Here is a 14,634-nt window from a genome sequence, read left to right as displayed (position 1 = left end):
CGAGGGCGCAGCGACTAACCCTTGAGCCATGACGCGCGCCATCCCCAGAACCGCCTTCTACACCGGCTCCTTCGACCCCGTGACCAACGGCCATGCCGATGTGATTGCCGGCGCGGCGCGGCTGTGCGAGCGCCTCGTCCTGGCGATCGGCGTCCATCCCGGCAAGGCGCCGCTGCTTGAGGCCGGCCGGCGCGCCGCGCTCCTGCACGAGGTCGCCGGGCCGCTCGCCGCGGCGGCCGGCGCGTCGCTGGAGGTCGTGACCTTCGATGATCTGGCCGTCGACGCAGCGCGCCGTGCGGGCGCCACGATCATCGTCCGGGGCCTGCGCGACGGCTCCGACTTCGACTACGAGATGCAGATGGCCGGGATGAACGCGACGATGGCGCCCGACATCCAGACGGTGTTTTTGCCGGCCTCGGGCAGCGTCCGCCACATCACGGCCACGCTCGTGCGCCAGATCGCGGCGATGGGTGGCGACGTCTCGCCCTTCGTTCCGGCACCTGTGCTCGCAGCGCTGACGGAGCGCTTCGCGCAGCGCTGACGCCCGTCCGTATCGGCTCGCCGCGTCAGCAGATTTTGGTTTGCATTTTGTGCAAAGCGATGGTGTCTGGGCGAAGTGAATCGGTGCGCCGTCCGCGCCCATCGCCCCCCGACCGAGTGTCTCCGATGCGTCTCTCCCGCTATTTCCTGCCGATCCTGCGCGACACGCCCAAGGAGGCCGAGATCGTCTCGCACCGGCTGATGCTGCGCGCCGGCATGATCCGCCAGCAATCCGCTGGCATCTATTCCTGGCTGCCGCTGGGCCTTCGCGTGCTCAACAAGATCAGCGCTGTGGTTCGCGAGGAGCAGAACCGTTCGGGGGCCGTCGAGATCCTGATGCCGACCGTTCAGTCGGCCGATCTCTGGCGCGAGAGCGGGCGCTACGACGCCTATGGCAAGGAGATGCTGCGCATCAAGGACCGGCATGACCGCGAGATGCTCTACGGCCCGACCAATGAGGAGATGGTCACCGACATCTTCCGATCCTACGTCAAGTCCTACAAGGACCTGCCGCTGAATCTCTACCACATCCAGTGGAAGTTCCGCGACGAGGTCCGCCCCCGCTTCGGCGTGATGCGCGGTCGCGAATTCCTGATGAAGGACGCCTATTCCTTCGACGTCGACCAGGACAACGCGCGCCACGCCTATAACCGCATGTTCACCGCCTATCTGCGCACCTTCGCGCGGCTCGGCCTGAAGGCGATTCCGATGCGTGCCGACACCGGGCCGATCGGCGGCGACCTCAGTCATGAATTCATCGTGCTGGCCTCCACCGGCGAGAGCGAGGTGTTCTGTCACAAGGATTATCTCGATTTCGAGACGCCGGCGGTCGACACCGATTTCGACAGTGTCGAGGGGCTGAAGGGCATCGTCGACAAATGGACGAGCCTCTATGCCGCCACCGAGGAAATGCACGACAAGACGGCCTATGACGCGATCCCCACTGAGAGCCAGCTTTCGGCGCGTGGCATCGAAGTCGGTCACATCTTCTATTTCGGCACGAAGTACTCCGAGCCGATGGGTGCGACCGTTCAGGGCCCCGACGGCCAGAACCTGCCTGTCCATATGGGCTCCTACGGCATCGGCCCCAGCCGGCTCGTCGCGGCACTGATTGAGGCGGGCCATGACGAGGCCGGCATCGTCTGGCCTGACGAAATCGCGCCGTTCGACGTGGCGGTCCTCAACCTCAAGGTGGGAGACGCCGCAACGGACAGCGCCAGCCAGCGCCTCTACCAGCACCTGCTCTCCAAGGGCTACGACGCCCTGTATGACGACACCGATGCGCGCCCCGGCGGCAAGTTCGCCACCGCCGACCTGATCGGCGTGCCCTGGCAGATCATCGTCGGCCCCAAGGGGCTGGCCGATGGCAAGGTCGAGGTCAAGCGCCGCACCAGTGGCGAGCGCGAACTGGTTTCGCTCGAAGAGGCGCTCGCCCGCTTCAAGGGCAAGGCGGCGTGAGCGTCGCCACCGAGAGCGATCGTCAGGGCGAGGCACCGAGCGGGACGCGGCCCTTCGCCGGCTTCGAATGGCTGCTGGCGGGGCGCTACCTGCGCACGCGGCGGCGCGAGGGCTTCGTCTCTGTCATCGCCGGCTTCTCCTTCCTCGGCATCCTGCTCGGCGTCGCCACGCTGATCATCGTGATGTCGGTGATGAACGGCTTCCGTAAGGAACTGCTGGAGAAGATCGTCGGCGTGAACGGCCACATCTTCGCGACGCCGATCGATCGCCCGCTCGACGATTACGACATCGTCTCGCAGCGCCTGCGCTCGATTCCCGGAATCCGGCTGGCCATTCCGCTGGTCGAGGGGCAGGCGCTCGCCTCCTCGCAGACCGGCAATGGCGGCGTTCTGGTCCGCGGCATCCGCGAGGCCGACATCAAGGCGATCCCCTTCGTCGGCGGCAATGTCCGGCGCGGCACGCTCGACGGGTTCGATCAGGCCGGCGGAGTCGCCGTCGGCAAGCGGCTGGCGGATTCGCTCGGCCTTCAGGTCGGCGATTCCATCAACATCATCTCGCCCAAGGGCGCCTCGACGCCATTCGGCACGGCGCCGCGCATCAAGGCCTATCCGATCCAGGCGGTCTTCGAGATCGGCATGACCGAGTTCGACGCCTCCTTCGTCTTCATGCCGCTGACCGAGGCGCAGGCCTATTTCAACCGCGAAGGCGACGTGAACGTCATCGAGATCTTCGTCGACAATCCCGACCGGACGCAGGCTGTCCGCGACGCGATCGAGGCCGACGCACCGCGCCCGCTCGTGCTCTCCGACTGGCGCCAGCGCAACCGCAGCTTCTTCAATGCGCTGGAGGTCGAGCGCAACGTCATGTTCATCATCCTGACGCTGATCGTGCTCGTCGCGGCGCTGAACATCGTCTCCGGCCTGATCATGCTGGTGAAGGACAAGACGGCCGACATCGCCATCATGCGCACCATGGGGGCGACGCGCGGCACGGTCATGCGCGTCTTCCTGATCACGGGGGCGGCGATCGGCGTCTTCGGCACGCTGGCGGGACTCGCGCTCGGCGTCGTCTTCGCCAAGAACATTAAGGCGATCATGGCCGCGCTGAACTGGATTACCGGCGCCAATCTCTGGGATCCGACGGTTCGTTTCCTCAGCGACATTCCCTCCGTGATTGACTGGGGCGAGGTGACGAGCGTGGTGCTGATGGCGCTCGTCCTGTCGCTGCTGGCGACCCTCTATCCGGCCTGGAAGGCGGCGCGGCTCGATCCCGTGCAGGCGCTGAGGATGGGCTGAGGCGCATGTCCGACACCACGCCCCGCGAAACCCCGGCGCTCTTCCTCTCCCAGGTCGAGCGCTACTACCCGCAGGCCGACGCGCCGCTCGAGATCCTGCGCAAGGCGGATTTCGCGCTCTGGCCTGGCGAGCTCGTCGCACTGGTCGCGCCCAGCGGCACCGGCAAGTCGACCCTGCTGCATGTCGCCGGCCTGCTCGAGCAGCCCGATGGCGGCGAGGTCTTCGTCGGTGGCCTGCCGACCACCAAGCTCGACGACAAGGGTCGCACCCGACTGCGCCGGACCGAGATCGGCTTCGTCTATCAGGCCCACCATTTGCTGCCTGAGTTCACGGCGCTGGAGAACGTCGTCCTGCCGCAGCGCATCCGCGGGCTCGACAAGGCGCTGGCCGAGGAGCGGGCGGCGGAACTGCTGACCTTCATGGGGCTCGGCGAACGGCTCGACCACCTGCCGGGCGAACTTTCCGGCGGCGAGCAGCAGCGGGTCGCCATCGGCCGCGCCGTCGCCAACACGCCGCGCCTGCTGCTGGCCGACGAGCCGACCGGCAATCTCGATCCGCACACCTCGCTCCACGTTTTCCAGACGCTGGTCGCCCTGGCCCGCGCCTCGGGCCTGGCGGCGCTGATCGCGACGCATAATCTCGATCTCGCCCGGCGCATGGACCGGCAGGTGACGATCCGCGACGGGCATGTCGTGCCGCTCTAACGGCGCGCCGCCCTTCGCCGAGGTCGATTCACATTCCGTTAACCGCTTTAAGCATGCGCGTTCTGCAGATGACGCATGGATATTGACGAGAACAAACAATGAACTAAAACGGACATATCGGAAACATGAGGGTTAGATCATGATCGTCGCGCGGAAAGTCGCAGCCGGAATTGCCGAGATTGCATCGCTCGGGCTGTTCCTCGGCATGGTCTGGGTCTGGGCCGCACTGTTCTGCGCACCGGGCATCTGACGATCCACAACGGCGACGATCGGCACCATGGCGCCGCGCCCGATGGAGCCGCATAACGGGGCGAGGGCGGCCTGCGAGTCGCCCGCGACAACCCCGCAGGCGGATGATGGCACGCGAACCCGACGACAGCCGCGTTCTCTCCGAAGTCGGCTTCGTTCATCTCCACGTCCATTCGAGCTATTCGCTGCTCGAGGGCGCCCTGATGGTCGGCACGCTCGCCAAGATGGCGGCCGCCGACGGCCAGCCGGCGCTGGCGCTGACCGACACCAACAACCTCTTCGGCGCGCTCGAATTCGCCGAGAAGATGACCGGCGTCGGCGTGCAGCCGATCGCGGGCGTCCAGCTCTCGCTCGATTGCGGTGACGAGAGCGAATCCGGCCGGGGCAGGGCGCTGCCGCAGATTCCGCCGCACATCGTCCTGCTGGCGATGAACGAGGCCGGCTACGGCAACCTGATGACGCTCGTCACGCAGGCCGCGTTGGCCAGTGGTGGCAGCGGCCAGCCCGTCTCCAATCTCGACGCGCTCGCCGCCCATCACGAGGGGCTGATCGCGCTGACCGGCGGGCGGGGCGGGCCGCTCGACGTCGCGCTGCGCAACAACCAGCTGCCCCAGGCCCGGGCCCGGCTGGCGACGCTGTCGGCTATCTTCGGCGACCGGCTCTATGTCGAGATCCAGCGTCACGGTGGCGATGGCGACGCCGCGGTGGAGGCGCATCTCCTCCAGCTCGCCTATGACGCCGACCTGCCCATCGTCGCCACCAACGAGCCCTTCTTCGCCAAGCCCGCCGACTACGACGCCCATGATGCGCTGCTCGCGGTGGCCGCCGGTCGCCTCGTCTCGGATGGAGAACGCCGCCGCGTCACACCCGAGCATTATTTCACCAGCCGCGCCGAGATGAAGCGCCGCTTCGCCGATTTGCCCGAAGCGCTGTCCGCCACGGTCGAGATCGCCATGCGCTGCACCTGGCGCGTCGGCCTGCGCAAGCCGATCCTGCCGCGCTTCGGCGAGGAGGGGCGCGACGAGGCCGAGGAACTGCAGCTGCAGGCCAAGGCCGGCCTCGCCGCCCGCCTCGCCAAGCACGGGCCGGCCGAGGGCTACAGCGTCGAGGATTACGAGAAGCGGCTCGATTTCGAGCTGTCGATCATCACCCGGATGAAGTTCCCGGGCTACTTCTTGATCGTGGCGGACTTCATTAAATGGGCCAAGGACCACGACATTCCCGTCGGCCCGGGCCGTGGTTCGGGCGCGGGTTCGCTCGTCGCCTATGCGCTGACGATCACCGACGTCGATCCGCTGCGCTTCGGTCTGCTCTTCGAGCGCTTCCTCAACCCCGACCGCGTCTCGATGCCGGACTTCGACATCGACTTCTGCCAGAACCGCCGCGAAGAGGTCATCGACTACGTCAAGCATCGCTATGGCGAGGAGCGCGTCGCCCAGATCATCACCTTCGGCACGCTGCTCGCCCGCGGCGTGCTGCGCGACGTCGGCCGCGTGCTGGAGATGCCCTATGGCCAAGTCGACCGGCTGACCAAGCTGGTCCCGCAGAACCCGGCCAAGCCGATCTCGCTGAAGGACGCCATCGAGGGCGAGCCCAAGCTGCAGCAGGCGGCGCAGGAGGAGCCGATCGTCGCCCGCCTGCTCGAGATCGGCCAGAAGCTCGAGGGGCTGCACCGCCACGCCTCGACCCACGCCGCCGGCGTCGTCATCGGCGACCGCCCGCTCGAACAGCTGGTGGCACTCTCGGTCGACCCGCGCACCGGCATGCGCGTCACCCAGTTCAACATGAAATGGGTCGAGCAGGCCGGGCTGGTGAAGTTCGACTTCCTCGGCCTCAAGACGCTGACGACGCTGACCACGACGGTGAAGCTGATCGCCCAGCGCAACATCGCCATCGACCTCGCGAGCCTGCCTTTCAACGATCCGCCGACCTACGCGATGCTGGCCCGCGGCGAGACGGTCGGCGTGTTCCAGGTGGAATCGGCGGGCATGCGCAAGGCGCTCGTCGAGATGAAGGCCGACCGGATCGAGGACCTCATCGCGCTCGTCGCGCTCTATCGGCCGGGCCCGATGGACAACATCCCGACCTATTGCCGCCGCAAGCTCGGCCTCGAGGAACCGAGCTATCTCCATCCCGGCATGGCGCCCTATCTCTCCGAGACGCATGGCATCATCGTCTATCAGGAGCAGGTGATGCAGGTCGCCCAGGCGCTTTCGGGCTATTCGCTCGGTGAAGCCGATTTGCTGCGTCGCGCCATGGGCAAGAAGATCAAGGCCGAGATGGACGCCCAGCGCGACCGCTTCGTGAAGGGCGCGATCGCCAACGGCATCAAGACCGAGACGGCCTCCGAGATCTTCGACCTGCTGGCCAAGTTCGCCGATTACGGCTTCAACAAGAGCCATGCGGCGGCCTACGCCGTGGTCGCCTTCCAGACCGCCTATCTCAAGGCCAACTACCCGGTCGAGTTCCTGGCGGCGTCGATGACGCTCGACATGGGCAACACCGACAAGCTCTCGGAATTCCGGCGCGACGCCGAGCGGCTCGGCATCAAGGTGCTGCCGCCGGCGATCAACCGCTCCGGCGTCGAGTTCGACGTGCATGAGGGGGCGATCCACTACGCTCTCGGAGCGATCAAGGGCGTCGGTCGCGTCGCGGTGGAATCGGTCGTCGTCGCGCGGGCGGCCGGCGGTCCCTTCCGCGACCTCGCCGACTTCGCCCGCCGCATCGACACCAAGCTCGTCAACCGCCGCACCATCGAGGCCCTCATCGCGGCCGGCGCGCTCGACGCGCTCGAGCCGGAGCGGGCCCGCGCCATGGCGGCGATCGACGGCATGCTGGCGCTCTCCAACCGCACCCGCGAGGCCGCGCTCGGGGGCCAGTCCGAACTCTTCGGCGGCGGCATGGTCCAGGAGGCCTTCCGTATCCCGCCGGTCGAGCCCTGGGCCCCGGCCGAGCGCCTGAAGCGCGAGCACGACGCAGTCGGCTTCTTCCTGTCGGGCCATCCGCTCGACGATTACGAGCATGTGCTGAAGCGGCTGCGGGTGCAGCGCTTCGCCGATTTTGCCCAGACCGTGCGCGCCAACGGCACCGGCGTCGCCAAGGTCGCGGTCTCCGTGATCGACCGTTCCGAGCGGCGCACCAAGTCCGGCTCCAAGATGGGCATCGTCAACCTGTCGGACCCGAGCGGCCAGTTCGAGGCGATCCTGTTCTCGGAGGCGCTGCAGCGCTATCGCGACCTGCTGGAGCCGGGCAGGGCGTTGGTCTTGCGCCTCTCGGCCGTGCTCGACGGCGAGGATGTCCGCCCGCGCATCGAGGATGTCGAGGTGCTCGACGAACTCGCGGCCCGGCAGAAGCAGGATCTGCTGGTCTATCTGCGCGACGACAAGGCGCTGGCCTCGATCGCCGAGCGCGTCCGGCCCCGCGGCGACGGCCTCAAGGCCGACGGCAAGATCGCCCTGGTGATGATCCTGAACGACGGTGCCCAGGAGGTCGAGATCGAGCTGCCCGGCCGCTATCCGGTCAACCAGCAGATCGCCAACGCGGTCAGGGCGGCGCCGGGCGTGGTCAGTGTCGAACTGCGGTGAGGGATCGGTCCTCGCGGCCCGCTCAGCCGACCGACGCCTCCTGCCGCGACTGGACGCGGTCGCGTCCGAGACGCTTCGAGCGGTAGAGCGCGCTATCGGCGTCCAGCAGCAATTGGTCGAGCGGCTGCGAGGCGGTGTCGCCCTCGGTGACGCCGATGCTCAGGGTCGGCCCACCCGGCAGCTCCGGCCGCGCCGTGATCGCTCTGGCGAAGGCCTGCTGCAGGCGCTCGGCGATGCGGATTCCGGCCTCGATTCCCAGTCCCGGCAGCATCACCACGAATTCGTCGCCGCCATGCCGCGCGACGATGTCGCCCGCCCGTAGTTGGCTTCGGGCCACGTCGGCGAAGAGCCGCAGGACCTGGTCGCCGGCGGCGTGACCATGGGTGTCGTTCAGTGCCTTGAAGTGGTCGATGTCGATCAGCAGCAGGGCTGCGCGCTGCGGCTGACCGGCTTGGCCGGCCAGTGCGGCGACCGCGCGTTCGAGGCCGCTGCGGTTCATGGCCCCCGTCAGGGGATCGCTCTCGGCGAGAGCGGCGAGCTGGCTGCCGCTGCGCTCTGCCGCCAGCAGCAGCAGGGCATTGCCGCGGGCGAGGACGAGCGCCGCGGCACCAACCGCCGTCCAGTGCAACGGCACCGGCTGCTGCGGGAAGAGTTCCTCGCCGAAATGGCCGTTCAGCACCAGTCCCGCCCGGACGAGGAAGAAGATACTGGTCGGCAGGAAGAGCCCGACGAGGATCCAGGCCGAACGCAGCCCGTTTTTCCGTGCGAGGCGGAATCCCTCGCGGGCCACGGCGGTATCGCAGCAGGCCATGAGCAGCGCGACCACGGCCGCGCGCCGGGGGAAGCCGCCCGGCTCGATCCACAGCAGCAGAAGCAGCATCGGAGCCACGACCGCGAGGCCGTAATGCCAGGGCGTCGTGCGCAACCCGGCGAAACTGCGCACGCTGACCAGCACGAGCAGGTAGCCGGCCCAGGTCAGGGTGTTGGCGAGGACGATCGAGACGGGGTCGGGGATGGTGCCCCGCAGGACGACGAGGACGATGCCGGCGCCGATCAGCAGGCTGCTCAGGCCCCACCAGAGCGGCCAGCGCCCGAAGCGCCCCGTCGCGAAGGCGCTGAGCTGCAGCAGGCCGAGGATGATCGAGGTCGCGGCGGCCACCGCGTAGATCGTTCGCAGGTCGAGAGGCACGGGCGGGCGTCCAGGAGGGCTTCGCCTTCTCTAACGCAAGGATCGCGAAAGTCTCACATCATTCGCAGACGCCGCGGCCTCGGGGTTCCCGTTCGGACCGGTCACGCTGCTGCCTTGCATTCGCGGCGCTTCCCCTGTATGGCGCAGCCCATCCCACATGGGGAGCACCGCCTCGGCTTCGAGGCGATCCGGTGACTTGGCAGCTCATGCCTCGTTCATTCGCACCCCAGAGGCTCAACCGGAAGGACGTTACAGACCATGGCTCTGCCTGATTTCTCCATGCGCCAGCTTCTCGAAGCCGGGGCCCATTTCGGCCACCAGGCTCACCGCTGGAACCCGAAGATGTCGCCCTATATCTTCGGCACGCGCAACAACATCCACATCCTCAACCTGTCGCAGTCGGTGCCGATGCTGTCGCGCGCCCTGCAGGCGGTGTCGGACACCGTCGCCCGTGGCGGGCGCGTTCTCTTCGTCGGCACCAAGCGCCAGGCGCAGGACGCCATCGCCGACGCCGCAAAGCGTTCGGCCCAGTACTATGTCAACTCCCGCTGGCTCGGCGGCATGCTGACCAACTGGAAGACCATCTCGGCCTCGATCCAGCGCCTGCGCAAGGTCGACGAGTTGCTCAGCGGCGGCGGCAGCGGCCTGACCAAGAAGGAGCGCCTGATGCTCGCCCGCGAGCGTGACAAGCTCGAAAAGGCGCTGGGCGGCATCAAGGACATGGGCGGCACGCCCGACATGATCTTCGTCATCGATACCAACAAGGAAGCGCTTGCGATCAAGGAGGCCCAGCGCCTCGGCATTCCGGTCGCCGCGATCATCGATTCGAACTCGGATCCGGACGGCATCACCTTCCCGGTCCCGGCCAATGACGACGCCGGCCGCGCCATCCAGCTCTATTGCGATCTGATCGCCCGCTCGGCGATCGACGGCATCTCGCGCGCCTCGGGTGATCACGGTGTCGATCTCGGCGCCGCCGAGGCTCCGGTCGTCGAGGAGGTTGTCGCCGAGCCGGCCGCCGCCGATGCCGGCGTCGCCTTCGAGCTGCTGACCGCCCCGCGTGGCGCGCCGGACGATCTGATGAAGCTCTCCGGCATGGGTCCCGAGCTGGTTCAGAAGCTCAACGACGGTGGCCTGTTCCACTTCTGGCAGTTCGCCGCGATGTCGCCGGCCGATCTCACCAAGATCGACCAGGACCTGAAGCTCGGTGGCCGCATCGAGCGCGAGGGCTGGGTCGCTCAGGCGCGTGAACTCGCCGACGCCTGATCCTGCCAGGCGGATTGCGGCGCGTCATCGGCGCGTCGCAATCCGGCTGCTGATGAGACGAAGATGAACGCCGACCAGCGCCGACGCCGGAAACGGAGCGTCGGCGTTTCTCCATAGGAGCCGGTCCGGCTGGGATCCGCGGCAGCCCGCCATGCGGTGCCGCAAGACAGACGAGGATGACGAAGATGGCTGCGATCACCGCTGCATTGGTGAAGGAACTCCGCGACAAGACCGGCGCGGGCATGATGGACTGCAAGGCCGCGCTCTCGGCCGTCGATGGTGATATCGAAGCCGCGATCGACTGGCTGCGCACCAAGGGCCTCGCCAAGGCCGCCAAGAAGGCCGACCGTGTCGCTGCCGAAGGTCTGGTCGCCGTCGCGGTGTCGGGCCGCAGCGGCGTCGTCATCGAGCTGAACTCGGAAACGGACTTCGTGGCCCGCAACCTGGAATTCCAGGGCCTGGCGCATGGCATCGCCAATGTCGCGCTGGAGCGTGGCGGCGACGTCGAGGCTGTGCTGGCCCATCACTATCCGGGTGGCGGCACGGTGAAGGATGCCATCGCCAACGCGATCGCCACCATCGGCGAGAACATGAATCTGCGTCGCGTCGCGCAGCTCGAGGTCTCGGCTGGCGTGATCGGCACCTATGTTCACGGCGCGGTCGCCGATGGCCTCGGCAAGATCGGCGTCATCGTCGCGCTGGAGTCGACCGGCAAGGCGGATGAACTCGCGCTTCTCGGCCGCCAGCTCGCCATGCACGTCGCGGCGACGAACCCCGTCGCGCTCAACCTCGCTTCGGTCGCCCCCGAGGTGCTGGAGCGCGAAAAGGCGATCCTGGCCGAGAAGAATGCCGGCAAGCCGGCCCATGTGCTCGAGAAGATCACCGAGAGCGGGCTCAAGAGCTACGCCAAGGAATACTGCCTGATCGAGCAGACCTACATCCACGACGGCTCGAAGTCGGTCGGCCAGATCCTCAAGGAAATCGAGGGCAAGGTCGGCGCGCCGGTCAAGCTGACGGGTTTTGCCCGCTACGCGCTCGGCGAGGGCATCGAGAAGGAAGAGCAGGACTTCGCCGCCGAGGTGGCCGCCGCCGGCGGCACCACGGGCTGAGCGCTCCGCTCCGACGACGCATGAAAAGGCCGCGCATCGCGCGGCCTTTTCTGTAGGAAGGGGTGCGGCGCGCGAATCGCGAGCCATTCGCGCAGCGGCGCGGACCGGCACCTCGCGCCCGGCGTGATCAGCCCGCCGGCAATGACAAGAACGGAGACGATCCGATGCGGCCCCAGCGCGTTCTCGTGAAGCTCTCCGGCGAAGCCCTGGCCGGACAGGCCGGATCGGGCCTCGACGGCGCGACACTGACGGCGCTTGCCGCCGACATCGCCTATGCCTCTCGCGAGGGCGTCGAAATTGCCATCGTTGTCGGCGGCGGCAATTTCTTCCGCGGCGTCCAGGGGCTGACCAAGGGGCTCGACCGCACCAGTGCCGATTCGATCGGCATGCTCGGCACGGTGATGAACGCGCTCGCGCTCGAGCACGCGATCGAGAGCGCCGGCGCGCCGGCGCGTGCCATGTCGGCCGTCCCGATGCCCTCGCTCTGCGAGAGCTATGCCCGCAAGCGTGCGCTCAACCATCTTACCAATGGCAAGGTCGTGGTGCTCGGCGGGGGCACCGGCAATCCCTATTTCACCACCGACACCGGCGCCGCGCTGCGCGCGGCGGAGCTGGGCTGCAGCCATCTGCTCAAGGCGACGCAGGTCGACGGTGTCTATTCGGCGGATCCGAAGAAGGACCCGGCCGCGACCCGCTTCGACACGCTCACCCATGCCGAGGCGATTGCCCGCGACCTGAAGGTGATGGATACGGCTGCCTTCGCGCTGGCGCGCGATGCCGGGCTGACGATCGTCGTGTTCTCGATCGCCGAGGCCGGCATGCTGGCGGCCGTGCTGCGGGGAGAGGGCCGGGCGACCTATGTGACGCCGTAACCGCTGCGCGCCACGATGTCTTGACCCTGGCCGGCCCCCCCGCCATGGTCGCGCCGGGTCCGTGGAAACACCCGGCAACGCATAACCGATCTCGCATCGCGGCCGGCGACATGCCGGCCTCCGCCTCGGCGCGGTGCACCAGTTCAAGGTCTAGAAGACGATGCCCCAGACGACATTCGATCTCGCCGACGTGAAGCGCCGCATGCAGGGCGCGCTGCAGTCCTTCAAGGGCGATCTCGCCTCCCTGCGCTCGGGTCGCGCCTCCGCCAACATGCTCGATCCGATCCAGGTCGAGGCCTATGGCGCCCGCCAGCCTCTCTCCCAGCTCGCCACAGTCAGCGTGCCGGAGGCCCGCCTGCTCAGCGTCCAGGTCTGGGACCGCAGCATGGTCGGCCCGGTCGAGAAGGCGATTCGCGAATCCGACCTCGGCCTCAACCCGCAGACGGAAGGCCAGGTGCTGCGCATCCGCATCCCCGAGCTGAACGAGCAGCGCCGCAAGGAGATGGTCAAGGTCGCGCATAAATACGCCGAGGAATCGAAGATCGCGGTGCGCCATGTCCGTCGTGACGCCATCGACATCATCAAGAAGGTCGAGAAGGAGGGCGCCTTCACCAAGGACGATGTCACCCGCCAGTCCGACCTCGTCCAGAAGGCCACCGACCAACATATCGCCGAGATCGACCAGGCGCTGGCGGCGAAGGAAAAGGAAATCCTGAGCGTCTGACGCTCGCGGCGCCAGCGCGCCTGTTTCCCCGGCGCCAGGCCGAACGAGGCATACCCCGAATGTCAGCACGCCAGCGCCAGGGACAGGTCCCCCAGCCCGCCCATGTCGCGATCATCATGGACGGCAACGGGCGCTGGGCGCAGATGCGGGGCCTGCCGCGGCAGGAGGGGCATCGCCGTGGCCTCGAGGCGCTGCGCGCCGCGGTCCGCAATGCCGGCGATCTCGGCGTCAGGATCCTGACGCTCTACAGCTTCTCTACCGAGAACTGGCGCCGCCCGGCGACCGAGGTCTCCTTCCTGCTCGGTCTGCTCAAGCGTTTCGTCGAGAAGGATCTGGGCGAACTCCATGCATCCGGCGTGCGGGTCCGCATCATCGGCGGCCGCGACGACCTCAGCCCCGATCTGCGCCGGCTGGTCGAGCATGCCGAGACGCTGACGCGCGACAACACCGCGATGACGCTCGTCGTCGCCTTCAACTACGGCGCGCGCGACGAGATCGTCCGGGCGGCGCGCGCGCTGGCGGCCGATGCAGCCGCGGGTCGGGTCGACGCGGCCGCGATCGACGAGGCCATGCTCGCATCGCGTCTCGACACCGCCGATCTGCCGGATCCCGAACTGGTGATCCGCACCTCCGGCGAGATGCGGATCTCGAACTTCCTGCTCTGGCAGGCGGCCTATGCCGAGTTCGTCTTCCTGCCGGTGCTCTGGCCCGATTTCGACCGCGCCGCCTTCGAGGAGGCTCTCGCCGAATATGGCCGGCGCGAGCGCCGGTTCGGCGGCGTCTCCGAGGGCGTCGACCGGTCCGTGGGCGCGGCATGACCGGTCCCGCCGCCGGGCAGCCGCGATCCGGCCAGGGCGAATTGCGGCTGCGGATCATCTCGGCGCTGGTGCTGGCGGCCGTCGTGCTGGCTGTCACCGCCTGGGGCGGCTGGCCGTTCCGGATTGTCTGGACGCTCGTCGCCGGTCTCGTCGCCTATGAATGGTTGTCGATCGCCGCCACGCGCGACCATGCGGTTGCCGCCGCGATCGGTGTGGTGCTGGCCGGCCTGCTACTCGGCTTTGCACCCGTCAGCCAGCCGGCGCTCGCCGGCGTTGCTTCGCTGGCCGCGCTCGCCGGTGCCGTGCTGACGCCGCGCATGCGCGGAAGGTTGCCGCTGGAGCTGTGCGGCATCGCCTATGCGCTCGCCTTCGCGCTCGTCGCGCCGGCGCTTCGGGCGCAGCCCGAGATCGGCCTGTCGCTGGTGATCTGGAGCTTCGCCGTCGTCTGGTTCACCGACATTGCCGCCTATTTCACAGGCCGCAGACTCGGCGGGCCGAAGCTGATGCCGAGCGTCAGCCCGGGCAAGACCTGGTCGGGTGCGATCGGCGGTGCGCTGGTCGGTACGCTCTGCGGCTATGCCGTCTGGGCGTTCACGCCCGCCGCCCAGCAGATGGTGGGGGCGGGGCTCGTCATCGCGGGGTCTCTGGCGGGGTCGATCTTCAGCCAGATGGGCGACCTGTTCGAATCCGCGCTCAAGCGCCGCTTCGGCGCCAAGGATTCGAGCCGTCTCATCCCCGGCCATGGCGGCTTCCTCGACCGGCTGGATGGCTACTGGGCCGTGCTCGTCTTTGCCGGCTTCGTCCTCTTCCTGTCCCATCTCTGACG

At 67.9% G+C, this 14,634-nt stretch carries 12 protein-coding genes; 11 read left to right on the top strand and 1 reads right to left on the bottom strand.

Going from position 1 to position 14,634, the window contains the following annotated elements; all coding sequences use genetic code 11:
* Positions 1-40 precede the first annotated feature (40 nt).
* The 5 genes from coaD to dnaE all read left to right on the top strand — a co-directional run bounded on the left by coaD (position 41) and on the right by dnaE (position 7,830).
* Positions 41-541, top strand: coding sequence for a pantetheine-phosphate adenylyltransferase (gene coaD, locus SJY11_RS15955; RefSeq protein ID WP_376989345.1), 501 nt, complete (start codon positions 41-43; stop codon positions 539-541).
* A gap of 125 nt (positions 542-666) precedes the next feature.
* Complete coding sequence (proS, locus tag SJY11_RS15950) at positions 667-1,998, top strand: proline--tRNA ligase (RefSeq protein WP_376987689.1); 1,332 nt, start codon at positions 667-669, stop codon at positions 1,996-1,998.
* Complete coding sequence (locus SJY11_RS15945; protein ID WP_376987687.1) at positions 1,995-3,293, top strand: lipoprotein-releasing ABC transporter permease subunit; 1,299 nt, start codon at positions 1,995-1,997, stop codon at positions 3,291-3,293. Before proS ends, SJY11_RS15945 begins: the two co-directional genes overlap by 4 nt.
* Before the next feature lie 5 nt (positions 3,294-3,298).
* Positions 3,299-3,997 (top strand): ABC transporter ATP-binding protein, encoded by a 699-nt coding sequence (locus tag SJY11_RS15940; protein ID WP_376987685.1) that lies wholly within the window; start codon positions 3,299-3,301, stop codon positions 3,995-3,997.
* A 356-nt stretch (positions 3,998-4,353) separates the two neighbouring features.
* Positions 4,354-7,830 carry a DNA polymerase III subunit alpha gene (gene dnaE, locus SJY11_RS15935; RefSeq protein ID WP_376987683.1) on the top strand — a complete coding sequence of 1,159 codons (3,477 nt, stop codon included), beginning with the start codon at positions 4,354-4,356 and terminating at the stop codon, positions 7,828-7,830.
* 22 nt (positions 7,831-7,852) lie between these two features.
* On the opposite strand, the gene SJY11_RS15930 is transcribed toward dnaE, so the two are convergent.
* Complete coding sequence (locus SJY11_RS15930) at positions 7,853-9,019, bottom strand: GGDEF domain-containing protein (protein ID WP_376987681.1); 1,167 nt, start codon at positions 9,017-9,019, stop codon at positions 7,853-7,855.
* A gap of 258 nt (positions 9,020-9,277) precedes the next feature.
* On the opposite strand from SJY11_RS15930, the gene SJY11_RS15925 reads away from it, so the two are divergent.
* The 6 genes from SJY11_RS15925 (at position 9,278) to SJY11_RS15900 (ending at position 14,632) form a co-directional block, all read left to right on the top strand.
* Positions 9,278-10,285 carry a 30S ribosomal protein S2 gene (locus SJY11_RS15925; protein WP_376987679.1) on the top strand — a complete coding sequence of 336 codons (1,008 nt, stop codon included), beginning with the start codon at positions 9,278-9,280 and terminating at the stop codon, positions 10,283-10,285.
* Positions 10,286-10,470: 185 nt separating this feature from the next.
* Positions 10,471-11,394 (top strand): translation elongation factor Ts, encoded by a 924-nt coding sequence (gene tsf / locus SJY11_RS15920; protein ID WP_376987678.1) that lies wholly within the window; start codon positions 10,471-10,473, stop codon positions 11,392-11,394.
* A 164-nt stretch (positions 11,395-11,558) separates the two neighbouring features.
* A complete protein-coding gene (gene pyrH / locus SJY11_RS15915) occupies positions 11,559-12,266 on the top strand; it encodes a UMP kinase (RefSeq protein ID WP_376987676.1) in 708 nt (235 codons plus the stop codon).
* Between the two features lie 160 nt (positions 12,267-12,426).
* Complete coding sequence (frr, locus tag SJY11_RS15910) at positions 12,427-12,990, top strand: ribosome recycling factor (RefSeq protein ID WP_305692373.1); 564 nt, start codon at positions 12,427-12,429, stop codon at positions 12,988-12,990.
* Positions 12,991-13,049: 59 nt separating this feature from the next.
* Positions 13,050-13,808, top strand: coding sequence for an isoprenyl transferase (locus SJY11_RS15905; protein WP_376987674.1), 759 nt, complete (start codon positions 13,050-13,052; stop codon positions 13,806-13,808).
* Positions 13,805-14,632, top strand: a complete 828-nt coding sequence (locus SJY11_RS15900; RefSeq protein ID WP_376987672.1) for a phosphatidate cytidylyltransferase — start codon at positions 13,805-13,807, stop codon at positions 14,630-14,632. Before SJY11_RS15905 ends, SJY11_RS15900 begins: the two co-directional genes overlap by 4 nt.
* Positions 14,633-14,634: the final 2 nt, after the last annotated feature.

Source organism: Allobosea sp. R86505 (genome assembly GCF_042466375.1).
In the GTDB taxonomy this organism is placed as follows: domain Bacteria; phylum Pseudomonadota; class Alphaproteobacteria; order Rhizobiales; family Beijerinckiaceae; genus Allobosea.
Note: the sequence above shows the minus strand (reverse complement) of the source record. Positions and strands in the feature narration are given on the sequence as shown.